Source organism: Sedimentibacter sp. MB31-C6 (assembly GCF_035934735.1).
Taxonomy (GTDB): Bacteria; Bacillota; Clostridia; order Tissierellales; family Sedimentibacteraceae; genus Sedimentibacter.
This window is the reverse complement of the sequence record NZ_CP142396.1, coordinates 1,947,279-1,971,333: the sequence shown is the minus strand read 5'-3', so window position 1 is coordinate 1,971,333 and position 24,055 is coordinate 1,947,279. Positions and strand designations below refer to the sequence as shown.

At 29.9% G+C, this 24,055-nt stretch carries 18 protein-coding genes; 4 read left to right on the top strand and 14 right to left on the bottom strand.

Features of this window, described 5'->3' with window-relative positions; translation table 11 throughout:
• Positions 1 to 29: 29 nt before the first annotated feature.
• From U8307_RS09430 to abc-f, 13 genes are all read right to left on the bottom strand, one after another.
• On the bottom strand, positions 30 to 2,150 hold the full coding sequence (locus U8307_RS09430; RefSeq protein WP_326907292.1) for a sensor domain-containing protein: 2,121 nt from the start codon (positions 2,148 to 2,150) through the stop codon (positions 30 to 32).
• A 256-nt stretch (positions 2,151 to 2,406) separates the two neighbouring features.
• Positions 2,407 to 3,360, bottom strand: a complete 954-nt coding sequence (locus U8307_RS09425; RefSeq protein ID WP_326907290.1) for an ABC transporter permease — start codon at positions 3,358 to 3,360, stop codon at positions 2,407 to 2,409.
• 2 nt (positions 3,361 to 3,362) lie between these two features.
• Positions 3,363 to 4,529 (bottom strand): ABC transporter permease, encoded by a 1,167-nt coding sequence (locus tag U8307_RS09420; RefSeq protein WP_326907288.1) that lies wholly within the window; start codon positions 4,527 to 4,529, stop codon positions 3,363 to 3,365.
• Complete coding sequence (locus tag U8307_RS09415; protein WP_326907286.1) at positions 4,513 to 6,051, bottom strand: ABC transporter ATP-binding protein; 1,539 nt, start codon at positions 6,049 to 6,051, stop codon at positions 4,513 to 4,515. Before U8307_RS09415 ends, U8307_RS09420 begins: the two co-directional genes overlap by 17 nt.
• Positions 6,052 to 6,144: 93 nt before the next feature.
• Positions 6,145 to 7,347 (bottom strand): BMP family lipoprotein, encoded by a 1,203-nt coding sequence (locus U8307_RS09410; protein WP_326907284.1) that lies wholly within the window; start codon positions 7,345 to 7,347, stop codon positions 6,145 to 6,147.
• A 99-nt stretch (positions 7,348 to 7,446) separates the two neighbouring features.
• On the bottom strand, positions 7,447 to 8,100 hold the full coding sequence (deoC, locus tag U8307_RS09405; RefSeq protein ID WP_326907282.1) for a deoxyribose-phosphate aldolase: 654 nt from the start codon (positions 8,098 to 8,100) through the stop codon (positions 7,447 to 7,449).
• Positions 8,101 to 8,232: 132 nt separating this feature from the next.
• Positions 8,233 to 10,065: an ABC transporter ATP-binding protein gene (locus U8307_RS09400; RefSeq protein WP_326907279.1), complete on the bottom strand. Its 1,833-nt coding sequence runs from the start codon at positions 10,063 to 10,065 to the stop codon at positions 8,233 to 8,235.
• Positions 10,065 to 11,786, bottom strand: coding sequence for an ABC transporter ATP-binding protein (locus U8307_RS09395; RefSeq protein ID WP_326907276.1), 1,722 nt, complete (start codon positions 11,784 to 11,786; stop codon positions 10,065 to 10,067). The genes U8307_RS09400 and U8307_RS09395 overlap by 1 nt, the downstream gene beginning before the upstream one ends.
• 165 nt (positions 11,787 to 11,951) lie before the next feature.
• Entirely contained in the window at positions 11,952 to 12,971 is a 1,020-nt protein-coding gene (locus U8307_RS09390; RefSeq protein WP_326907274.1) for an ATP-binding cassette domain-containing protein, read from the bottom strand.
• The gene (locus U8307_RS09385; protein WP_326907272.1) at positions 12,964 to 13,665 is read right to left on the bottom strand and encodes a GTP-binding protein; all 702 of its coding nucleotides are present in this window, start codon (positions 13,663 to 13,665) and stop codon (positions 12,964 to 12,966) included. Before U8307_RS09385 ends, U8307_RS09390 begins: the two co-directional genes overlap by 8 nt.
• Positions 13,662 to 14,888, bottom strand: coding sequence for an ABC transporter substrate-binding protein (locus U8307_RS09380; RefSeq protein WP_326907270.1), 1,227 nt, complete (start codon positions 14,886 to 14,888; stop codon positions 13,662 to 13,664). Before U8307_RS09380 ends, U8307_RS09385 begins: the two co-directional genes overlap by 4 nt.
• 179 nt (positions 14,889 to 15,067) lie before the next feature.
• Positions 15,068 to 15,979 carry a DMT family transporter gene (locus U8307_RS09375; RefSeq protein ID WP_326907269.1) on the bottom strand — a complete coding sequence of 304 codons (912 nt, stop codon included), beginning with the start codon at positions 15,977 to 15,979 and terminating at the stop codon, positions 15,068 to 15,070.
• Positions 15,980 to 16,081: 102 nt separating this feature from the next.
• Entirely contained in the window at positions 16,082 to 17,719 is a 1,638-nt protein-coding gene (gene abc-f, locus U8307_RS09370) for a ribosomal protection-like ABC-F family protein (protein WP_326907268.1), read from the bottom strand.
• A 550-nt stretch (positions 17,720 to 18,269) separates the two neighbouring features.
• Between abc-f and U8307_RS09365 the strand changes: the two genes are divergently transcribed.
• The 4 genes from U8307_RS09365 to hydF are packed head-to-tail and all read left to right on the top strand — an operon-like array spanning position 18,270 to position 22,268.
• Complete coding sequence (locus tag U8307_RS09365) at positions 18,270 to 18,539, top strand: TM1266 family iron-only hydrogenase system putative regulator (protein WP_326907267.1); 270 nt, start codon at positions 18,270 to 18,272, stop codon at positions 18,537 to 18,539.
• The gene (gene hydE / locus U8307_RS09360; RefSeq protein WP_326907265.1) at positions 18,536 to 19,576 is read left to right on the top strand and encodes a [FeFe] hydrogenase H-cluster radical SAM maturase HydE; all 1,041 of its coding nucleotides are present in this window, start codon (positions 18,536 to 18,538) and stop codon (positions 19,574 to 19,576) included. Before U8307_RS09365 ends, hydE begins: the two co-directional genes overlap by 4 nt.
• Positions 19,577 to 19,628: 52 nt before the next feature.
• Positions 19,629 to 21,047 (top strand): [FeFe] hydrogenase H-cluster radical SAM maturase HydG, encoded by a 1,419-nt coding sequence (gene hydG, locus U8307_RS09355; protein WP_326907263.1) that lies wholly within the window; start codon positions 19,629 to 19,631, stop codon positions 21,045 to 21,047.
• A 9-nt stretch (positions 21,048 to 21,056) separates the two neighbouring features.
• On the top strand, positions 21,057 to 22,268 hold the full coding sequence (hydF, locus tag U8307_RS09350; RefSeq protein WP_326907262.1) for a [FeFe] hydrogenase H-cluster maturation GTPase HydF: 1,212 nt from the start codon (positions 21,057 to 21,059) through the stop codon (positions 22,266 to 22,268).
• Positions 22,269 to 22,399: 131 nt separating this feature from the next.
• Here the strand turns inward: hydF and U8307_RS09345 are convergent, their stop codons facing one another.
• Positions 22,400 to 23,914 carry a YfcC family protein gene (locus U8307_RS09345; protein ID WP_326907261.1) on the bottom strand — a complete coding sequence of 505 codons (1,515 nt, stop codon included), beginning with the start codon at positions 23,912 to 23,914 and terminating at the stop codon, positions 22,400 to 22,402.
• Positions 23,915 to 24,055: the final 141 nt, after the last annotated feature.

Sequence of the window (24,055 nt, the reverse complement as noted above, 5' to 3'; positions counted from 1 at the left end):
TTTATTTATTTCATCATAAGTTGTAATCGTCACATAGGCATACATTTTTCTTTAGACAATATTTCATTAAAATCCCCTAAGGGTACTGGTTTACTATATATGTACCCCTGTCCTGCAAAACAGTTTAATTCTTTCAAGTAAGATAATTGTTGGAAATTTTCTATTTTTTCAGCGACTAATTTTATTTTAAGCTCCTGAGCCATAGTTATTACATGTTTTGTAATAACAGTATTGGCTTCATCAGTAGTAATATTCTTTATAAAAGACCCGTCAAGTTTTAATATATCTATATTAAAAGAATTTAAATAAGCTAATGAGGAATAACCAGTTCCAAAATCGTCAAGTGCTATTTGTATCCCATAAGATTGCAATTTGCTTATATTTGAAATTACATTATCACCTTTTTCTAAAAATATATTTTCAGTAATTTCCATAATTAAAAAATTAGGATTTAAATCAAATTCATCTATTGTTTTTAAAATATTTTCAACAAACTTTTTTTCATAAAACTGAATGCTAGAATAATTAACTGCTACTTTTATATTTGATTTCCCTTCTATCATCCATTGATTATAGTTTCTACAAACTTCTCTTAAAATCCACTTTCCTACTTCTATAATTAAACCTGTGTCTTCTGCTAATGGAATAAATTCTTCTGGTTTTATAATTCCCCAATCAGGATGTTCCCATCTAGCTAAAACTTCAGCGCCTAATATTTCATTTGTTTTCAAATTTATAATTGGTTGATAATATATTCTAAGTTCGTTCCTTTCAATAGCATGACGGAAATCATTTCTAATAATAAATTCTTTATAGTTTTGAATATCCAAACCTATAGAAAAAAACTTGAATCTATTTTTTCCATCTTTTTTAGCTCTTATTAATGCATTCATAGTTTGTTTTCTAAGGGAATCTGCATCTTTTGCTTCATCAGGATATATACATATGCCTAAATTAACTGTAACATCTAATTCAAGTTTATCAACTATAAACGGTTTTGAAAATAGTTTAATTAATTTTCTAACTATACTTTCATATTCTTCTTGCTTTCTTAATCCTTGTACTATTATAGCAAAATGGTCCTCTGAATAGCGACTAATAAAAATAGTCTCTCCTAGAAATGACCTTAATTTTAGAACAATTTCTTTAATAAGTTTATTTCCTCGCTCAAATCCCAACGAATAATTAATATTTTTAAATCCATCCACATCAAGCATTATTAATGCAAATTTAGTATTTGTATTTTTAGCATGAAGACATTGAATGCTTAGTTTCCTATTAAAGTATGTTCTATTTGGTAAATTAGTTAATTCATCATGGGTAGAAATATAAGCCATTTTTTTCTCCATTTCTACTCTTCGTGTTATATCCATAAAGTCAATAACTATTCCCTTAATTGATGGTTCATGTAGTAAATTTTTCATATTTACTTCAATATATGTTTTCTTTCCAGTCTTAGTTTTATATATTATATCTCCTTTAACTTTTTTACTTGAATCCTCTAAAACTATCTCAATCATCTTGGATAACTTTCTTGTTTCTATTTCATCATAATAGTCGTATATTTTTTTACCGATTCTTTCTTTTGGTTTAAAATTAAAAACTTTTTCAACTGCCTCACTTATATATAATATTGTACCATCAGAATCAATAATCTCAAAAACATTACTAGATTCTTGTATTAATACTTGAAATTTTCTTTGAATTATATCAATTTCTTTCTGTTTTTGTTCAATTAACTTTTCCATTTCTTTTTTTTCTGTAATATCTTGAGTAGTACCATGTATATATATTGGCTTCCTATTCTCATCAAATGTAAATTCCATTAATTCATATATATTGCGTATTGAACCATCTGATCTAATTATACGAAATTCCATATCATAAATTTGTGACATAGGAGGATTTGATAAAACATTTTGTATTACTCCTAAATCATCTGGATGAACAAATTTTAAAAATCCTTCATATGAATCATCATATTGCCCTTTATTTATACCAAAAATTCGATATGTTTCATCAGACCAATAATTTTTTCTGTTAATTATATCCATTTCCCAACTACCAATATGGGCTAACTTTTGTGCTTTAGCAAGATTTTTGTTAGCCTGATTTAATTCTTTACATTTTTCATCACAAATAAAAGCCATACTTTTCACTCCTCTGCAAAAAACCCAGTTGTATTATCACATTAAATGATTTACATAATTATTAAATCTACTATAATCTACCATATTGAATTTAATTCGTCAATTAATTAATTTATTATCATATTCTTTAATTTCAAAGACTGTTTTATCAAAATCTTTAAAATATTATACCATATATATGGATATATAAAAACAATCCCCATAAATAATGTAACCATAAATGAGGATTGTTCATCTTCTGTTATTACTATTTCAATTATCTGCTTCCTTTATCAAAAGGAACTCCTTCTGCTTTTGGTGCTTGAGAATTTTGGGATGAAAATGTTAATACTATTAGAGTTGCAATATATGGAATCATTTTGTATACTTCATTTGATATTGGAAGCCCCTTTAAAAAAGGTATACCTGAATACGCTGATGCAAAAGTCTTCATAATACCAAAAAAGAAAGCTGCATAAAAAATTCTCTTTGTTCTCCATTGACCAAAAATTAAAACTGCTAATGCTAAAAATCCATATCCTGCAACAGTTGCATTAAAATTTGTAGATGTGGGGATTACAAAAGCAAGTCCTCCAATTCCTGCTAAAAACCCAGAAATAAATACACCAGCATAACGAATTCGATAAACATTAATACCAACAGAATCTGCTGCTTGAGGATGTTCGCCACAAGCACGAAGTCTTAACCCAAATCGAGTATGATTAATCACTATCCATGATAAAATCGCAATACCTATACCAAGGTATGTAGTTATATAACTATTACGAAAAAGAATTGAGCCTATGACTGGAATATCCCCTAAAATAGGAACTTTGCTTATATAAAATGTATCTTTAAATTGTACTTGTTGAACACCTTGAACCATCCTAGCAACAAATATAGCAAAAGCAGGAGCAAATAAATTCAATGCAGTACCGCTTATAACTTGATCTGCCTTTAATCTGATAGAAGCAAAAGCGTGTAAAATTGAAAATAATCCTCCCATTAATCCGGCTACTAAAACTGCTAAAATCAAAAGTAGCTGTCCACTCATAGAACTTTGAAAAATATTTATGAAAGAAATACTGATAAACGCTCCCATAACCATTATGCCTTCCAATGCAATATTTACTATTCCACTACGCTCTGAAAACATCCCTCCTAAGGCTACAATTAAAAGAGGAATTGCAAAATACATTGTTTGCTGTGCAACAAAATATAATGTTTCCATAATCAGCTTTCCTCCTTAATGATTTCTTCACTTTTTTCTGTTGAAACGCCATTTGAAGAATCGTTAGTTTTATTATCTTGCATATTTTCGCTAAATTTTACCTTTATAATTTTATTAATTAAATTCTTAAACAACAATGCAAATGCTCCACAATATATAATCGCTGCAATAATCATATCGATTACTTCAGGAACAAAAGAATAAAGCTGAATATTGAATCCTCCAACTGTAATATGCGCAATAAATAATCCAGCAAATAATATTCCAATTGGGTGAGACATACCAAGTAGTGCAACAGGAATTCCATTAAAACCTTCTGGTGCTAATATATCAAGTACCTGTAGATACTTCCCTGATCCTGAAAGGTACAACAACCCACCTCCAAGACCTGATAATCCACCTGCAATTACCATTGATAATATTATACTTTTCTTTTCATTAATTCCTGCATATTTACTTGCATCTTTATTTTGACCGCAAGCCTTTAATTCATAACCAAAAGTTGTTTTGTTCAATATAATATAAACAATTATTACCATTAATATTGCTATTATAATCCCTATATTTAAACTGCTTGCATTAAACAACTTATCAAGTCCAGCTTTCGGAATGATTGCGCTCGCTGCAACGGGTTTTGTTTGATTTTTAAGTGAGTCATATACTGTCTTTACTATAGCCATGTTTACAAGATACATGCCTATATAATTCATCATAATTGATGTAATAACTTCATTTACGTTAAAAAAAGCTTTTAAAAGTCCTGGACCGGCTCCCCATATTGCTCCAGCAATCATAGCGCCAATAAGAGCTATAAGCCAATGAATACCTGGTGGTAAAAATGTCCATTTAATTCCTATGAAAATTGCAGCAAATGCTCCACAAGTAAACTGTCCAGATGCTCCTATGTTAAATAGACCAGTTTTAAAAGCAAACCCGACAGAAAGACCAGTTAAGATTATTGGTGTTGCATAATATAGTTCTTGCGCTATCCCTTTTGTACCATCTACAATTCCACCAACTAAAATTGTAAGAAATGCTGGCATTGCCTGCTCGCTATTGCTTATAAAAAGGATTATTAATCCAAAAAGGAGTCCTGCTATAATCGCCATTAGAGAAGCAAAAAAACTTGTCAGTCCCTTTATTTCTAATAAATTATGCCTCTTTTTCATAATTTACACTCCTTTTTGAGCCTACCATATAAAGACCTAGTTCTTTTACAGTAATTTCTTTAGGGTTTAAATCTGCTACAATTTGCCCTTCGTAAATAACTAGTATACGGTCGCTAATGTTCATTACTTCGTCTAGTTCCAATGACATAATAAGAATTGCTTTTCCTTTATCTCTTTGTTCAATTAATTGTTTATGAATATATTCGGTAGCTCCGACATCAAGTCCTCTTGTTGGTTGAACCGCTATAACTATATCTGGATTTCGATCAAGTTCTCGGGCAACAATTAATTTTTGTTGATTTCCACCTGACATATTTCTAACTATAGAATCTACTTCTCGTGGACTACGTATGTCATATTGTTTTATTAATTTTTTAGCATAATCTTCTACTGAGTCAAATTTTATAAATCCGTGATTTTGAAATCTACCTTCATAATAAGTTTGTAGCACAGCATTTTGTTGGAGATTAAAATCAAGAACTAGTCCATGTTTATGCCTATCTTCTGGTATATGAGCCATTCCACTAATACATTTATTCCTTATAGATTCTTTAGTAATATTTTTGCCCTTTAGTATTACATTTCCTTCGTTTATTGGTATAAGTCCGGTAATCCCATAAACTAGTTCAGATTGCCCATTACCATCAATGCCTGCTATACATACAATTTCACCCTTTTTTACTTCAAAAGACACATTATTAACAACATTCTTTGAAGAATTTTTAGCTTTAATAGTAAGATTTCTAACATCTAGAACAGAATCTCCCATTAATATGTCATCTTTTTCTATATTAAAATTAATTTTACGCCCCACCATCATTTCTGACATTTCTTCTTTGGAAGTTGAGCTTACATCTACTGTTCCAATATATTTTCCTTTTCTTAATATTGTACATCTGTCAGCTACTGCCTTTATTTCATTTAGTTTATGAGAAATAAAAATAATTGATTTTCCTTCACTTACTAACTCTTTCATTATCTTCATTAATTCTTCTATTTCTTGAGGTGTAAGCACAGCTGTTGGTTCATCAAATATTAAAATATCATTATCACAATATAACATTTTAAGAATTTCAACTCTTTGTTGCATTCCAACTGTAATATCAGAAATATAAGCATCTGGATTTATTTTTAATTTGTACCGGTCACTAAGTGCCATTACCTTTTTTCTTGCATCATCTTTTTTTAAAAAGCCTGCTTTCACAGTTTCTCTGCCTAATACAATACTTTCAAGTACTGTAAAATTATGAACTAATTTAAAATGTTGATGAACCATACCAATATTTAAATTGTTTGCATCATTAGGGTTATTTATATCAACAGTGTTTCCGTTTATTATAATCTCCCCATTTTCAGCTTGATATAAACCAAATAAAATACTCATTAATGTAGATTTTCCAGCGCCGTTTTCTCCTAAAAGCGCATGAACCTCACCCTTTTTAACTTTAAAAGTAACATCGTCAAGGGCTTTAAAATTTCCGAATAACTTGGTAATATGATTCATTTCTATTACATACTCCATATCGGCACCACCTAATATATTTATTTATGAATAAGGTTGCCCCTAAGGCTTTGGCCTTAAGAAGCAACCTTAATTCTAATGCTTTTATCTATATTATTGAATTACTTCTACTGTAACTTGTTCAGTAGGAATATTTGCTGCAGTTACTTCTTCAGCAGGAATATCTTCTGCTTCTGCAATTGCAGCTACATCAGTATCGTTTAATATCTCTATTTCCTTTGCTACTACTTTTTCATATATAGAATCATAATCATCTTGAGCAAATTTTTCAAATCTAGATGTATTCATTGGCAATTGAACACCTTCAACAGTTGCATCTAATGTAACAGATGTTCCACCTGGGAATGAATCAGCATAATAGTCTGCTAAAGCATCATATACAGATTTTGATAGATTTTTCATAGAAGATGTTATAACTGTATCAGATTCTTCCGATTGATCAACATCAACACCTATTACATTTGTACCAGCTGTTTCAGCAGCCTTCATAACAGAATTTCCTACAGCTCCACCGCAAGCAAATATAACTTCTGTCCCTTCATTGTACCAAGAAGAAGCTTTTGCCTGATTTTCAGGAGATGCATCAAAGTTACCAACATATGTATATTTAACTTGAATATCGTCTGTTAATCCAAGTTCCTTTGCAGCATAATCAGCACCTTGTACAAATCCATAACCAAAACGTACAACAGCTGGAACTGCCATTCCACCCATAAATCCTAACTTAGTGTAACCTTCTTTAACAATACTATATCCCGCAAGGAAACCAGCTTCTTCTTCTGCATAGAAGATAGAATAAGTATTAGGAGCAATATCAATATTATAATCTCCACTGTGAGGTGCACCATCTAATATAACAAACTTTACATCAGGATATTGTGTCTGTACTGTATGAATTGGAACTTCAAATAAAAAACCTGGACAAACTACAACTTTAGCCCCTGCCTTAACTGCTAAATCAATTGAGTTAATATAAGCAGAGTCTGATTTTTCAGTAGGTTTATAGTATTTATAAGTTATATTAAATTCCTTTGCATATGCTTCAACACCTTCCCATGCACCTTGATTGAAAGATTTATCATCAATTGTTCCAACGTCAGTAATTAATGCAAGTTCAAACCCTTCAGTATCAGTTTCAGTCTCAACTTCTTCCTCTGTTCCCTCTGTTTCAGGTGCATCAGTTTCTTCAGTTGTATCTGTTTCCGTATTACTAGGGGTTTCAGTTGTACATGCACTTAAAGATAGTACTAAAGATGCTATTAATATTATGCTTAGTAATTTTTTAAAATGTTTCATCATTTTCCTCCCTTTATACTATGATAATGTTTTCCTGTGGAAATTTTTTAAACCTAATATTAACCTTTTTATCCCCCCCTCTCTTTATTGTATTAAGTTTTATTTCGCTGATTTTACTAATTCAACAGCTGAACTAGAACCTATCCTTGAGCAGCCTTCACTAATAAAGCTTTCAATATCTTCTAAACTTCTTATTCCTCCTGCTGCTTTGATTTTTATATTTGAGCCTAAATGCTTTTTAAACAACCTAATATCCTCTAAAGTAGCTCCTTTACTTCCAAATCCTGTAGACGTTTTTATAAAATCAGCACCAGAGTTTGTCACTATTTTGCACATAGAAATCTTCTCTTCTTCAGTTAAATAACATGTTTCAATTATTACTTTTAAAATTTTCTTACCAATTGTTCTTTTTATTAGTGATATTTCATTTTCTACCTTATCATAATTACCATTTTTAACATCAGTTATATTAATAACCATATCAAATTCATTAGCACCTTCTGATAATGCAACCCTACACTCTTCTACTTTAGCTTCTGTAGTACTGTATCCAAGCGGAAAACCTATTACAGTACAAATATTTACTTTAGCCCCATAACAATCATAAATTCTTTTTACATAAGATGGCGGTATACATACAGAAGCTGTTTTATATTTAATTGATTCTTCACATAATACTCTTATATTTTGCAAAGTAGTGATGGCTTTTAATTGTGTATGATCAACATAATGTAACACTTCAAATTTATCCATTTTAAAACTCCTAAAAAGATTTCTTTAATTATAATATGATACCATTTTTTAACAAAATAATCAATACTTTTGTGATATCTTTATGCAAATAAAAATAGGACAGAAATACATTTACACTGTCCTATTTCATCTTTAATCTAATTCTATTGCTCCAGTATTTAATGCATAATAACGCCCTTTTTGTTTCATTAACTCTTCATGGTCACCACGTTCTATAATTTCGCCTTGTTCTAATACTATTATAGCTTTAGCATCACGAACTGTAGACAATCTATGAGCGATAACAAAGGTTGTTCTACCTTCCATTAGTTTATCCATTCCTTCTGCAATAAGTTTCTCTGTTCTTGTATCTACAGATGATGTTGCCTCATCGAGAATGAGTATGGCTGGGTCTGCTACTGCTGCTCTAGCGATAGAAAGCAACTGACGTTCTCCTTGTGATAAATTTTGTCCATCAGTTGTAAGAATCGTATCATAACCTTGTGGTAGATGTTTAATAAAATAATGTGCATTAGCAAGTTTCGCCGCTTCCTTTACTTCTTCATCGGTAGCGTTAAGTCTACCATATCTAATATTATCTGCAATTGTACCTTCGAATAAATGAACATCCTGAAGTACAATGCTCATAGTACTTCTTAAATCATGTTTTTTTATACGTTTTATATCTATTCCATCATAAAGAATAGTACCATCATTTATTTCATAAAACCTATTTATTAAATTAGTAATAGTAGTTTTTCCTGCACCAGTGGACCCTACAAATGCTATTTTTTGACCAGGTTTTGCATAAAGGTTGACATTTTTAAGTATCTTCTTACCTGGTATATAACCAAAATCTACATCTTCAAATTTGATAAAACCCTTAAGAGGTATTTCTTCATGTTCACCATCTTCATTAGGAACATTCCAACAAAGGTTCTTCTTTCCTTCGCAATCTTCAACGAGCTCAACGTCACCTCTGTCTATTTCTCCTTTCTCATCAAGTACATTAAATATTCTTTCTGCACCTGCTAAGGCTGCAAACAATGTATTAAGCTGATTTGATACCATAGTAATAGGTCTTGAAATGCTCCTCGTATATTGTAAGAATGATCCTATATTACCTACACTCATTCTATTCTTCATAACTAAGAAAGCGCCGAACATAGAAACAAGTGCGTATAAAACAAATGATAAATTACCCATAATAGGCATGAGCATAACTCCATAAGTAGATGCTTGTGTACTAGCCTTGCGAAGTTCTTCATTTTTCTTGTTAAAACTATTAATCGTTCGTTCTTCGTAGTTAAATACCTTAACGACTTTTTGACCTGACATCATTTCTTCAACATAACTATTCATATCAGCTAATGTAGATTGTTGATTACGAAAGTTTACAGAAGATTTTTTCCCAACGTTTTTTATTACAATAAACATTATTATAAGCATTGCTATAACTACCAAAGTAAGTATTGGACTTAAAAATAACATCATAGCGAAAGTTCCAACTACTGTTACAATAGATATTGTAACTTGAGATACACTTTGCTCTAAGGATTGGTTAAGCATATCTACATCATTTGTAAATGTTGACATCAAGTCACCATGTGAATGACTGTCAAAGTAAGAAATAGATAACTTTTCCATATGCGAAAACAAATCTTCACGAATTTTATGAACAGTATTCTGTGCTAGTCTAGCCATAAATAAATTTCCTAAATATTGACCTACAGCTATAAATATTACAAATACACCCATAATAGTAAGATACTTAATAAACTGTCCTGTATCGTAATCTCCCACTAATGTATCAATTATAGGACTCAACATACCATTAGCCGCAATTTGTGCAATCGAACCAACTATAGTAAAGAAAATTCCACCAAAAAATAAAACCTTATTAAATTTAAAATAGCTAAATAGCCTCATCAACGTTTTTCGGGGATTATTAGGGCGTAGTTGACGATGTTTATTTTGATTTTTCATTATCCAACCACCCCTTTCTGTTGTGATTCATATATTTCTTTGTAAATTGGCGATTTATCCATTAATGTTTCATGATTTCCAAAGGACTCTATCTGTCCCTCATGCATAACAATAATTCTATCAGCATTTTGGATTGATGATATCCTTTGAGCAATAATAATTGTTGTAATATGTCCTAGTTCTTCTTTAAATGATTTTTGTATCTTTGCATCAGTAGTCATATCTACAGCACTTGTTGAGTCGTCTAATATTATAATCTTAGGAGATTTCATTAATGACCTTGCAATGCTAAGTCTTTGTTTTTGCCCTCCTGAAAAATTATCACCGTTTTGTTCAACTTTATGCTCTAATTTATCTTCATATTTTGAAACAAACTCCCAAGCCTGAGCTTGCTTAAGTGCATTAATAATTTGTTCATCTGTAGCCTTGTCTTTACCCCATTGCATATTATCACGTATTGTACCTGAAAATAATGTATTCTGTTGTAATACAAATGCTACCTGATCACGTAATATCTGTATATCATATTCCCTAACATCTACATTTCCAACAGTTATAAAACCTTCTGTTACATCATAAAGTCTTGGTATTAATTGTACCAATGTTGATTTTGATGAGCCTGTTGAGCCAATAATTCCTATAACTTCACCTGATTTTATACTTATGTTTATATCCTTTAATGTTTTCTCTGAACTTCCAGGATAACAGAAACCAACATGATTAAAACTAATAGATCCATCATTTATTTCTTTTATAGGATTCTTAATTTCCTTAATTTCTGATTCCTTATTCATTACTTCTATAATTCTGTTAACAGATGCTGATCCTCGTAGTAATTGCATAAAAAACATAGAAACCATAATAAGTGCCATTAATACTTGAGTTATATATGTTATAAAAGATATAAGTTCACCGCCACCCATGTTACCTACTAAAATTTGCTGTCCACCAAACCATAATACTGCAATTATCGTAGAATATACTATAATATTTAATATAGGCATTAAGAATATAACTAGGGAAATTGCTTTAAGTGCGGTATCCTTCAATAAATCATTTCTTTCCTTAAATCTTTTCTCTTCATAATTTTGTCTATTAAAAGACTTTACAACTCTTATACCTGTTAAGTTCTCTTGAATAATAGCATTTACCCTATCCACACGAGTTTGTAGTTTTATGAATATAGGTCTTGCTTTATATAAAATAATAGTTATAAAAATTGCAGTAAGCGGTATCGCAACCATAAATACCTTTGCTAGTGATGCATTTATGTTAAATGCCATAATAAGAGCAAATATCATCAAAAATGGTGCTCTTACGGCCATTCGAAGACTCATCATTGTTACTTGCCCAATTGTATTACAATCATTTGTAAGCCTTGTTATAAGTGATGAAACAGTGAACTCATCAAGATTTGCAAAGGAAAAGCCTTGAACCTTTTTAAACGTTGCCTTTCGAATTTCTGAAGCAAATCCAAAGCCTGCTCTTGCTCCACAATGAGCACTTATAATACCAAAAGTCATAGCTAGCAAAGCTGAAGCTACCATAATAAGTCCTATTTTCACTATATATTCAATATCCTGATTTACTATACCAATATCCACTATAAGGGACATTAGATAAGGGATAATTATATCTGCTAAAACTTCTAATATCATAAGTATTGGACTAAGAATTGCATAAATTCTATACTTTTTCATATACGTTAACAATTTCCTCAAAATACCCCCTCCTTCTTTTATGATTTAATATTGAATAATGTTATAATGTTAAAGTAATATTATTATATTGTCAACAACCTTTATTAGTTTTTATTAAGTTTTCCACAACTTATTATAAGAATATTAACCAAGTTTATCCATTTAAAATAAAAACTCCCCCTACATTCACTGTACGGAGGAAGTATTTATAATTTCGCCTTTTCTAAGTTTTACTCTCATATTATTGATTACCTGATCCATTTTTTCTAACTCTTTTAATATATCTTTTTCTTCAATTCCAGTTTCTATTACTTTATAAATTCCACCATTTTTAATAACAATCCTTTTATCTGCCATAAGAGCTAAACTAGGATCATGTGTTGCCATCAATACAATTTTTTCTTCATTAACAAGAAGATTTAATGCTCTCTTTCTATCTATTCCTGCATTTTCAATTTCATCTATAAGTACTATAGGAGATTTACTTAAAATTGCTGTATCTGCAATCATTAATGCTCTTGACTGTCCACCGCTTAAACCTGTTATAGGAGTGTCTAAATTAAATTTTTCACCAGCTAATTCATTTGCAGCTTCTATTATTTTTATTATGACTTTTTGCTCATCTTCGACCATTCTGCTTCTTGCGTGCAATTCTAAAAACTCTTTTACTGTTAAGTCCATAACAAAATTCATATTTTGAGATAGTTGTGCCACCAATTTGTTACTTGTTGAATACCTAATACTATGATCAGGTAACTTTCCATTAATCATAATTACTCTTTCAGTAGGAGTATCATTATTTGCCGCCCATTCAATATCCGCCAGCAATCTACTCTTACCTGAACCTGTTGGTCCAACTATGGAAACTATCTCGCCTTTATTAATAGTTAAGGTGTCAAAATTTTCTTTATTGCCAAACTTATCTTTACCAGCCAATATAGTTATTGAATCTACCTTATCTTTATCTAATCCTAGAAACTCAATCATTTGATTAATATAAGCTTCTAAATCTGACAAAATCTTTGGTATATCCATTGCCCATTCATCTATTTCTTCTTGAGTATAATGATTTATAAATTCTTGAAATGTATACTCTTCATAACCTTTTACATCTAATTTATTATTTTCAAAGAAAGATAATATAAAAGGATACATGTTTTCTAATTCTTTAATTTTTTTTGTTTTTAGTTCTTTTAAATTAATCATCAATATCTCCTATCTTCATCTTTCTTACATTTCCCATTTGATATTCTTCTCCAATTCTTGTTTCACCTAAACAATATGAACATAAAGCAGAAGGCATTGAAAATTTTAATTGTTTTCCTTTAACTGTTTCAATATTCAACTCATTGTCGTAAATAAGAGTGCTAAGTTCAAAGGCTCCTTGCCCCGTTAACCCATTAACAGACATAATAACAGCTTGAGGATTTACAGAATTAACCCTTGAAGCAAATACCTCTCGTTCTGCTTGAGATACAATGTCCCCCTTTGTAACAACAATAATATCAGCAGTTTTTAACATAGGCCCTATTTTTTTAGGAGTATTTATACCACTTAAATTATCTATTACACAGATTGCTTTAATACCCTTAATATAAGGAGAACATCTATTACACAAGCCTGCACTTTCTGTTATTAAAATATCTAAATTCTCCTTTTTCCCCCAAACTACTACTTCTTCTATATTACTTACAAAATAATGGTCTGGACATAAGGAACCAGACAATCCCTTTTTAACAGGTATATCAGCCTTTTTATATAATATATCATCATCTGTGTAAAGACAGTCAAATTTAACTACTCCTACTTTTAACTTTCTTTTTTTAATTGCTTCTATTGTTTTTAATATTACAGAAGTTTTTCCTGAAGAAGGAGGTCCCGAAATAGTTATTAAATTCATTGTTTATCATCTCCTTTAACAGAATTATTAAATATATCCTCACATTTCTTTATTAAATTAGAAATATCATTTTCTTTAATATAATCCCAACCAAGCCACATATATTTATTGTCTTTTGTCACCATATTATTAACTTCAGGATTTACACTAGGAAATTTTCCATTATGTTCCAATATTTCACCTACATCTTTTGATGCAAAGAAATCTACAATTGATTTTAATTTTTCTCTTTTATCCTTTTTGCTCAACATAAATATTGGACTTATAATAGCACCATCTTCAGGCCAAACAGCTACCATTGGACTACCTTCTTTCGCCATCCACGTAAAGAAATAAGGCATTATTGTAATTGCTGGTTTTTCATATTTTTTCATATGTGATTTGACCATTTCTGATGGATGCATACTTTTTTGCAAGCTACGACCTAACCTCTTAATGCCCTCATCTCCATAACTTTTATAAATATTTAGTAAAATTGCATTAAAAAGATCAAAATCACCTATAGGTAAACTTACGCTATTTTCAAATTCATCCTTTAATATATCTTGCCAACCTCTAGGTATTTCTCTTTTTCCTAAGACTTCTTTATTCACTAGAAATACTGCCGGTACAACTCCTATTATCGAATATTGTTTATTTGGATCCTTCAGTTCAATGTAATCATTATGAAAATCTTCATTATACTGTTCAATATCAGTTATATCTTCAAAAATATTTTCTGCTTTATATTTACCAAATAGCTCTTTATCAAAAAATAAATCAAATCCAGCTGAAATAAATAAATCAGGTAATTTATCCCTTGATTGTTCCTTTAATGATTCCACTAACCAATCAATTCCCATAGAGGCAGCTTTTAATTCATATTCCAGTTTGAAATCGAAATTCTGACTAGAAATCCAATTCTCAAAAGATTCAGTTAATGGAACTCTAACTGGGCAAGGTAATACTCCTGCTATTTTAACTATTTCATTATCCGATGATAATTTATTCAAGTTATTTTCATTATTTTCAATTTTATCAACAAGTTGAGTTGCAAAATTGTCTATACTAATTTTCTTTAATTTAAGGGCATCTTCCAACGTTATAGATTTTCCAAAAACTCTTCTCATTTTTTCATCTTTTAAGTTGTCAAACCCTAGAGATACTAACAACTCAATAGCTTCGCTATATTTTTCTGTTATATTATATATTGTATCTTTTATATCAAAATATTTGTTATTCATTTATCTTCGCTCCTTTTACTTATGCTTTTGTTACTAAACCTCTACCTTAATGATTCTTTTAATTTATTTTATCAAATACAATCACTAAATTAAGTAACATATGTTACAAAATAAATCTATCAGATAAATTATCTGATAGATTTATTATTTGTAGAAAATATAATAATACTATATATTAATTATGTATGTTGAATTTTCTTTTTATCTTTATTGTCTTTTATTGCTTTAAAATCTATTTCCATAATGAAAATGCTGGTAATCATTAATATAGCACCTAGATATGATTTTTTAGTTAAAATTTCCTTGGCAATTACAAATGCAACAAAACCAGAAAAAACAGTTTCTAATGAAAAAATCACACCTACATGAGAAGCGCTAGTATATTGCTGTGCAATAGCTTGTATAATAAATGCTAACCCTGTACAAAAAATAGATAAAAATAGTACAGATACCCAAATCTTAGGTTCTGTCGGCAAATGTGGCGACTCAAATATAAAAGATAAAACTAAATTAAATAAACCTGTTACACCTAATTGAAAGACACTAAGTTGAAAAGGATTTACTTCTTCATGCAACACTGCCCTTTCAGTCAATAATAAATCAACTGCATATGCAAATCCGCCCATTATGCATAGAAGATCGCCCTTCAAATTCTCATAATTAATAGAAAATCCATCCGTTAAAGTAAGCAACCCAATTCCAACAAAACACATTATGGCTGCTAGTGTTACCTTCTTCTCAGGAGCCTTTTTATATATTATACATGATAATATAGGTGTAATGATTACTGATAATCCACACAAAAATCCTGAATTAGATAAAGTTGTATATTCAACACCAAATGTAGCTCCTGCATATACGAAAACCAGTACAATTCCTAGTAGAAAACTATATTTCAATGTAACTTTAGATACAAATTTAAATTTAGGAAAAGCTAAAATTATTGCAATTGCAAATGCTATTAGAAATCTATATGTATTCAAAGTAAATGGCCCCATATTTTCTAAACTAACATCAATTAGATAATATGAAATGCCCCAACCGAAAGTTACAAACAATAACATTATATCTGCTTTTAATTGCTTTGACATAATTATTTACCTCCCTAAGTAAGTAAAAAAACATGTATATCAAACTTTATCATATGATAACATTATAGTTGATTTAAAGAAAAATTGATAGAAAAATTTCTATCAATTTTTTAATCTTTTAAGTTCTTCTACTATTTCATTATATTCCTCATTTAAAATTTCTAAGTCATTTTGTTTAGCCGGCATTGACAATTTTCCTATAACTTCCGAAAGTCGATTCTCTAAAAGTATAATTTTTGTAGCTCGGTCCTCTTTATTTCTATTTAAATTGTTCTTTCTAGACAAATACTCTTTATAAGTACCCATAAATATTTTTATTTTTTTGTCTTCTATTGTCATTATTTGATTAGCTACAGCTTCTACAAATTTTCTATCATGAGAAACAAATAGTAATGTCCTATCATATTCTTTTAGGGTTTCCTCTATAACTTCTAAAGCATTAATATCAATATAATTTGTTGGTTCATCTAATATAAGCAAATTAATATCTTGTAATAATATCTTCGCAAAAGAAACCTTTACTCGTTCTCCTCCACTTAAAACATCAATCTTTTTATATATTGTTTCACCTTTAAATAATAACCTAGCAAGCAATAGTCTAGCAAAACTTTCAGGATAAATGCTGCTTTCCATTACATTTTCAATGATGCTTAAGTTATTCTTCAATATATTCATGTCCTGACTAAAGTACCCTATCTTTGCACCTTTAGCTACTTTAATATTATTTTCATTATTTAATATCATATTAATTAAAGTGGTTTTTCCACAACCATTAGGACCAATTAATGCAATCTTTGCATTATTATATATATTAAATTCAGCATTTTTAAAAATAATTTTTTCTTCAAATTTCTTGTTAATATTTTTACCTTCTATTATAATTTTGCTATGAAGTTTGTTGGAATCCATAATATCCAACTTTATTCCAGATTGCCCTATGGGTTTTTCTTTAGTTTCAAGATTTTCTATTCTTTTTTTTACATTTTTTACTGCCCTATCAAGATTAGCTTTTGCCTTTTGACCTCCCATTTTATGAAGTCTTGCTTCTGAGTTTCCCATCCTTTTCGGAGCTCTTTTGATACTTTTAGATTTCTGTTTTTTTTCTTTAATAACTTCTTCAAGTCGCTTTTTCTCTTTTATATATTCTTCATATTCAAATCGAACTCTTTCTTTTTCTTGATTTTTTTGATTTCTATAAAAACTATAATTTCCATTATAAATTTCTATTTTACCATTTTCAATTTCTATAATTTTGTTGCACAACTTATCTAAAAAATTTCGGTCATGAGAAATTAAAATCAAACCACCATTATAATCACTTAATTTTTCCTCTAAAAGCTCAATGCCTTCTATATCCAAATTACTGGTAGGTTCATCTGCAAATATTATAGCACTTTTATTATCTAAAGCCCCTGCAAGTTTAAATCTTGTTTTTTCTCCACCGCTCATTTTATCATTCCAATTTGATTCAATACCAAATTTTGATGCAATTTCTGCACTTATAATATTATTGTCTGGTGATTCTAACTGTGAAATATAACCATGCTTTCCATATGATTTTACCCAGCCTTCATCTGACTCTAGCCTTTTACTTAATATGTTAATTAAAGTAGTTTTTCCAGCTCCATTTATTCCAACTATTCCTATTCTGTCCTCTGAGTAAATTCTCAATTTTTCAATATCTAATATTAACCTATCTCCAAAATACTTCTTAATTTTATTACATTCAATTAATAACATAAAAAATCCTCCCTTATTTTAGGAGGATAGTATAACTTTATAATAACTTTAAAACATAATAAATTTAACTAGCAATTAAAAAATTGCATATTAACAATTAAAAATCCTTTAAAATTAAAATAAATAAATAAGCAAGCTATCAATAGCAAAAATACTATCCACCCATAAATATAAATAAAATGTACAATAATAAAACCTCTGTAATATAGTTCTATAAGGTTTTTTTGTTTTATTTTATCAATTTAATAAATGGATTACTTCATATCTACAGATACCTTGCCCTTTCTTTTCTTATTATTTTCACTGTAATTATACACATTACCTTTTTAGATGTCAACACAAACAAAAACTTTTATAATATATTGACAATAATTTAACATTATGTTATTATCTATGTATCTGAGTTAAGAGAATTTCTTTTAACAAAGTAAGAATTTATTATTGTTTCTAACACTGAAATTACTTTGAGGTGAAAGTCTGCAATCCAAAACGTTAAGGGATAGTTGCGTCTTTCACAGACGCTTTTTTATTATTACACAAGAGGTGGATTATGAAAACAAGAGTAGCACTAATTGGAATCATCGTTGAAAACATAGAGTCTGTTGAGAAACTTAATATCCTTCTACATGAATATGGTAATTATATAATTGGTAGAATGGGTATTCCATATCGTGAAAAAAAAATCAATATAATAAGTGTTGCTATAGATGCTCCACAAGATATCATCAGTGCATTATCCGGTAAAATCGGCAAATTAAATGGCGTAAGTGCTAAAACAGCATATTCAAATATTAATACAAATATGGAAGAAATTTTATGAATAATTTAATTGACAAACTATCAAGAAAACATAATCTATCATATGATGAATTATATTTTCTAGTAAAAAATAGTACTAAAGAATCATCAAATTATCTGTTTGAAAAAGCAAGATTAATTAGTAATCAAAGTTATGGATATGATATTTATATGCGAGGTCTTATAGAATTAACAAATCACTGCAAAAACGACTGTTATTACTGTGGAATAAGAAAAAGCAACAGAAATGCAGAAAGATACCGTCTTACAAAAGAACAAATACTTGAATGTTGCAATGCAGGATATAAACTTGGATTTCGTACTTTCGTTCTACAAGGTGGAGAAGACTTTTATTATAACGATGATATTATGGCAGATATAGTTAGTACTATTAGGACAACTTATCCAGATTGTGCAATTACTCTATCTTTAGGAGAAAAAAATTATAATAGTTACAAAATGTTACATAATGCAGGTGCTGACAGGTATCTTCTCCGCCATGAAACTGCTAATAATGATCATTATTCAAAGCTTCACCCTTCAACTCTTTCACTAAGAAACAGAAAGAAATGCCTTTATAACCTTAAAGAAATAGGTTATCAGGTAGGATGTGGCTTTATGGTAGGATCACCATTTCAAACTATAGAATGTATTGTAGAAGACTTAATCTTTATAAAAAAATTAAAGCCACACATGGTAGGCATTGGGCCTTTTATACCTAGTAAAGATACACCTTTTGCAGACAAAAAAGCCGGTACACTTCAAATGACACTAATTGTCCTGAGTATCATAAGACTTATGTTACCAGAAGTTTTACTTCCTGCCACAACTGCTCTAGGTACAATACATCCTAAAGGTAGAGAACTTGGTATTCTTGCTGGCGCTAATGTAGTAATGCCAAATCTTTCACCTAAAGATGTTAGAAAAAAGTATATGCTTTATGATAATAAAATCTGTACTAAAGATGAAGCCGCAGAATGTAGAACATGCTTGCAAAAAAGAATAGAAAATATCGGATACAAATTAGTTGTCTCAAGAGGCGACTGTAAATATATATAAAATTTATTAACTAATGAGGAAGTTTATCTGACTCAAAAGAAAGGAAAATATTATGTATAATCCAAAGTCATTAAAAGCAGAAGAGTTTATTAACCATGAAGAAGTGCAAGAATCACTAGCTTATGCAGAAAAAAATAAAAACAACATTAAGCTTATTGATGAAATCATCGAAAAAGCCAAACTTCATAAAGGACTTACTCATAGAGAGGCTTCAGTTTTACTTGCATGTCAAATACCCGAAAAAATCAATGAAGTATACAATCTTGCAGAACAAATTAAAAAGGATTTTTATGGAAATCGTATTGTAATGTTTGCTCCTTTATATCTTTCTAATTATTGCATTAACGGGTGTGTTTATTGTCCATATCATTTGAAAAATAAACATATAGTCAGAAAAAAACTTACTCAAGAAGAAATCGTTAGAGAAGTAACTGCCCTTCAAGATATGGGACATAAACGCCTTGCAATTGAATCAGGTGAGGATCCCATTATGAACCCTATGGAATATATTCTAGAATGTATTAATACAATTTACAGTATCAAACATAAAAACGGGGCGATACGCCGTGTAAATGTGAATATTGCAGCAACAACAGTAGAAAATTACAAAAAATTAAAAAATGCAGGTATAGGTACTTATATATTATTTCAAGAAACATACCATAAAAAAAGTTATGAAACACTTCACCCTACAGGTCCTAAACATGATTATGCTTATCATACTGAAGCTATGGATAGAGCAATGGAAGGCGGAATCGATGATGTAGGTCTAGGAGTATTATTTGGACTTGAACTATATAAATATGAATTCGCTGCTCTTCTCATGCATGCAGAACATCTTGAAGCCGTACATGGAGTTGGTCCCCATACAATAAGCGTTCCCCGTATTAAACATGCAGATGATATTGACCCAGATGTATTTGATAATGGCATCAGTGATGACATTTTTGCAAAATTATGTGCATGCATCCGCGTATCAGTACCTTATACTGGAATGATTATTTCTACTAGAGAAAGCGAGGAAGTTAGAAGGAAGGTTATCAGACTTGGTATTTCTCAAATAAGCGGAGCTTCCAAAACAAGTGTAGGAGGTTATTCTGAACCCGAGCCAGATGACAAAAAATCAGAGCAATTTGATGTTAGTGACCAAAGAACACTTGATGAAGTTGTAAATTGGCTTATGAAAATTGGATATATTCCTAGCTTTTGCACTGCATGCTATCGTGAAGGCAGGACAGGAGATAGATTTATGAGCCTTTGTAAGAGTGGACAAATTCATAATTGTTGTCATCCCAATGCACTTATGACATTAAAGGAATATTTAGAAGATTATGCTTCTCCAAACACAAAGGAAATTGGAGAAATTATAATACAAAACGAAATAAAAAATATTCCTAATAATAAAGTAAAAAAAATTGTTCAGGAAAATCTTATTAATATTAAAAATGGTAAAAGGGACTTTAGATTTTAGGAGAAAAATATGGGACTTAACGATACACCTTCTGCAAACCGTATACATATAGGTTTTTTGGGGAACTGTAATGTTGGAAAATCAAGTATAGTAAATGCTGTTACAGGACAGGAACTGGCTTTAGTGTCAGAAATAAAAGGTACAACTACAGACCCAGTATATAAATCCATGGAACTATTGCCTATTGGTCCAGTTATGATTATTGACACTCCTGGTTTTGATGATAAAGGAGAACTAGGAGAACTTCGTATTAAAAAAACTAAACAGGTATTGAATAAAATTGATGTTGCAGTGCTTATAGTAGATGCCACAATCGGTAAAACTGAAAGTGATTGTGAATTAATTAAACTTTTTAAAGAAAAAAATATTAATTATATTATTGTTTATAATAAATGCGATCTTATCGAAAACTTAATCTTAATAAATGATAATGAAATTCAAGTTAGTGCAAAGAAAAAAATAAAAATTGAATATCTTAAAGAAAAAATTGCATCTCTAGCGATGCAAGAAGTATCTAACGTTAGAATTGTCGCTGATTTAATTCAACCAACAGATTTTGTTGTACTTGTTATACCTATTGATGAAGCAGCACCTAAAGGAAGGTTGATTCTTCCTCAGCAACAAACTATACGTGATATACTTGAAGCAAATGCCACTACAATAGTTGTCAAAGAATGTCAATTATCTGAATTACTCTCAAACATAGGGAAAAAGCCTGTACTTGTTATTACTGATAGTCAGGTATTTGCTAAAGTTTCAAATGATACTCCAAAAGATATACCACTCACTTCCTTTTCAATTTTGATGGCAAGATATAAAGGTTTACTTGAAACGACGGTAAAAGGAGTAACTTCAATTGATAAACTTAATGATAATGACTTTGTGCTGATTTCAGAAGGATGTACACACCATAGACAATGTAATGATATTGGAACTGTAAAATTACCTGAATGGATAAAAAACTATACTGATAAACATATTAATTTTGAATTTACTTCTGGAAGGGAGTATCCAGAAAATTTATCAAAGTACAAACTTATCATACATTGTGGTGGTTGCATGCTTAACGAACGTGAAATGAAATACCGTATGAAATGTGCTCTTAAGCAGAATATTCCCATAACAAATTACGGTATTATTATTGCTCATATAAATGGAATATTAAGACGAAGTATTGAAATATTTCCAAATATTTTAGAATTATTGGAAAACAAAAAATAATTATTGTTTTAATATAAAAATCAGTGAAATACCTATCATTACAAATAAAGTGAAGAATCCCTCTTAATTATGTTTAATACGAGATTCTTCACTTTCAAATCATTTACGTAATCTAAATTATATATATATCTTTATAGTATTGTTTGCAGCGCTAACATTAATATAGCAAAAATACCTATTATACCCATCAGCGGTAATATAAACTTTAGCCACTTATTATATGTTACATCAACCATTTCTAGAGTTGCTAGGATTAATCCTGTAGGAGTTATAAACGACATCCAACCTTGACCCCAGTTATATGCTGTTACAACAACAGCTCTTGAAACTTCTACAGTATCTGCTAATGGAGCCATTATTGGCATTGATAATGTAGCCAAACCTGATGAAGATGGTATAAAGAATCCTAAAAAGCTAAATAGAATCATTTGAACCGCCGCAAAAACACCTCTATTCATGTTTTCGATGATTGACGATGTATAATTTAATAAAGTATCAGAAATCATTCCATTATCCATTACAATGTTAATTGCTCTTGCAACACCAATTATTAAAACGACACCAACTAAATCTGCAGCACCTTCTAAAAATGTATTTACTGCTTCTCTTTCAGAAAATCCTGTTAAGAATGCAATTATAAAAGCTACTGCTAAAAATAAAGCTGACATTTCTGAAAACCACCAAACACCACTAGATACACCCCAAATCATAATTGGAAAAGCAGCCAAAAATACAACTAATATTAAAATCCTTCTCCAGTTAAATTCTATGACGTTATTTGGATCATAATTTTTCAAAAATCTCTCTTCTATCTTTTCTTTATCTTCATAAATCAGTGAATTTTTTGGATTGCTTTTTATTTTCTTAGCATAGCGATAAATATATATAAGAGTTATAAACATAGCTAGCACTAAACTTATTCCTCTAAATGTAAGTCCCTCACTAAAAGAAATTCCAGCAGCATCAGATGCAATAACTACGGAGAAAGGATTTACAGTAGAAAACATTGTTCCAACCGAAGATCCCATATATATAGCTGCAATACATACTATTGCATCATAGCCACTTGCTAAAAATATCGGCATAAGTATGGGATATAATGCAATGGTTTCTTCAGCTAATCCAAAAGTTGTACCTCCTAAAGCTATTATCAAAGAAACAAATACTACTAACAAAAATTCTTTTCCTTTAGTTTTCTTAGATAATGCTGCTATACCTGCATCAAAGGTACCAGTTTTATTAATTAATCCAATAATGCCTCCTAAAATCAATACAAATACCATTATGTCTACAGTATCCATTACTCCTTCAACTGGCGAAATAATAAGGGATAATAGCCCTTGAGGTGATTGCTCGATTTTTTGATAAGTATCTGGTATTGCGATAGGTTTTTTTATGCTACCATCCAAAAACTTACTAACATTCATCCTTATATTTAAACTATCCAGTGTTTCTTGAGTAGCTGGAAGCGTATCATTTTCCCCATTTTGATTTTCGACTATGAAAATATTCTCATCTGTATCATATGATAGTCTTGAATAAAGACCTGCTGGAACTATATAAGTTAATACCCCAGCCAATATCAATATGATAAACAAAACCGTAAATGCAGATGGAAATTGAAATTTTTTCTTTTGACTATTCATAACTTGTCTCCTAACTAGTAAATAATGGTTTTTAACATATTTTTAAAACTAATACTTATTAAAATTCATTATTTCCTTATTAACTAGTTCTTATTCCCTAAATAGTATTAAATAGTTAATAACGCAATAATTTAATTTGCA

What these genes read in the sequence shown, in the direction of transcription:
- U8307_RS09380 (WP_326907270.1), bottom strand. Translation starts at nt 14,888, where the DNA reads ATGAATAACAAATATTTTGATATAAAAGATACAATATATAATATAACA.
- U8307_RS09345 (WP_326907261.1), bottom strand. Translation starts at nt 23,914, where the DNA reads ATGAATAGTCAAAAGAAAAAATTTCAATTTCCATCTGCATTTACGGTT.
- hydF (WP_326907262.1), top strand. Translation starts at nt 21,057, where the DNA reads ATGGGACTTAACGATACACCTTCTGCAAACCGTATACATATAGGTTTT.
- U8307_RS09365 (WP_326907267.1), top strand. Translation starts at nt 18,270, where the DNA reads ATGAAAACAAGAGTAGCACTAATTGGAATCATCGTTGAAAACATAGAG.
- U8307_RS09420 (WP_326907288.1), bottom strand. Translation starts at nt 4,529, where the DNA reads ATGAAAAAGAGGCATAATTTATTAGAAATAAAGGGACTGACAAGTTTT.
- U8307_RS09410 (WP_326907284.1), bottom strand. Translation starts at nt 7,347, where the DNA reads ATGAAACATTTTAAAAAATTACTAAGCATAATATTAATAGCATCTTTA.
- U8307_RS09390 (WP_326907274.1), bottom strand. Translation starts at nt 12,971, where the DNA reads ATGATTAATTTAAAAGAACTAAAAACAAAAAAAATTAAAGAATTAGAA.
- hydE (WP_326907265.1), top strand. Translation starts at nt 18,536, where the DNA reads ATGAATAATTTAATTGACAAACTATCAAGAAAACATAATCTATCATAT.
- hydG (WP_326907263.1), top strand. Translation starts at nt 19,629, where the DNA reads ATGTATAATCCAAAGTCATTAAAAGCAGAAGAGTTTATTAACCATGAA.
- U8307_RS09430 (WP_326907292.1), bottom strand. Translation starts at nt 2,150, where the DNA reads ATGGCTTTTATTTGTGATGAAAAATGTAAAGAATTAAATCAGGCTAAC.
- U8307_RS09425 (WP_326907290.1), bottom strand. Translation starts at nt 3,360, where the DNA reads ATGGAAACATTATATTTTGTTGCACAGCAAACAATGTATTTTGCAATT.
- deoC (WP_326907282.1), bottom strand. Translation starts at nt 8,100, where the DNA reads ATGGATAAATTTGAAGTGTTACATTATGTTGATCATACACAATTAAAA.
- U8307_RS09415 (WP_326907286.1), bottom strand. Translation starts at nt 6,051, where the DNA reads ATGGAGTATGTAATAGAAATGAATCATATTACCAAGTTATTCGGAAAT.
- U8307_RS09375 (WP_326907269.1), bottom strand. Translation starts at nt 15,979, where the DNA reads ATGTCAAAGCAATTAAAAGCAGATATAATGTTATTGTTTGTAACTTTC.
- abc-f (WP_326907268.1), bottom strand. Translation starts at nt 17,719, where the DNA reads ATGTTATTAATTGAATGTAATAAAATTAAGAAGTATTTTGGAGATAGG.
- U8307_RS09400 (WP_326907279.1), bottom strand. Translation starts at nt 10,065, where the DNA reads ATGAAAAATCAAAATAAACATCGTCAACTACGCCCTAATAATCCCCGA.
- U8307_RS09385 (WP_326907272.1), bottom strand. Translation starts at nt 13,665, where the DNA reads ATGAATTTAATAACTATTTCGGGACCTCCTTCTTCAGGAAAAACTTCT.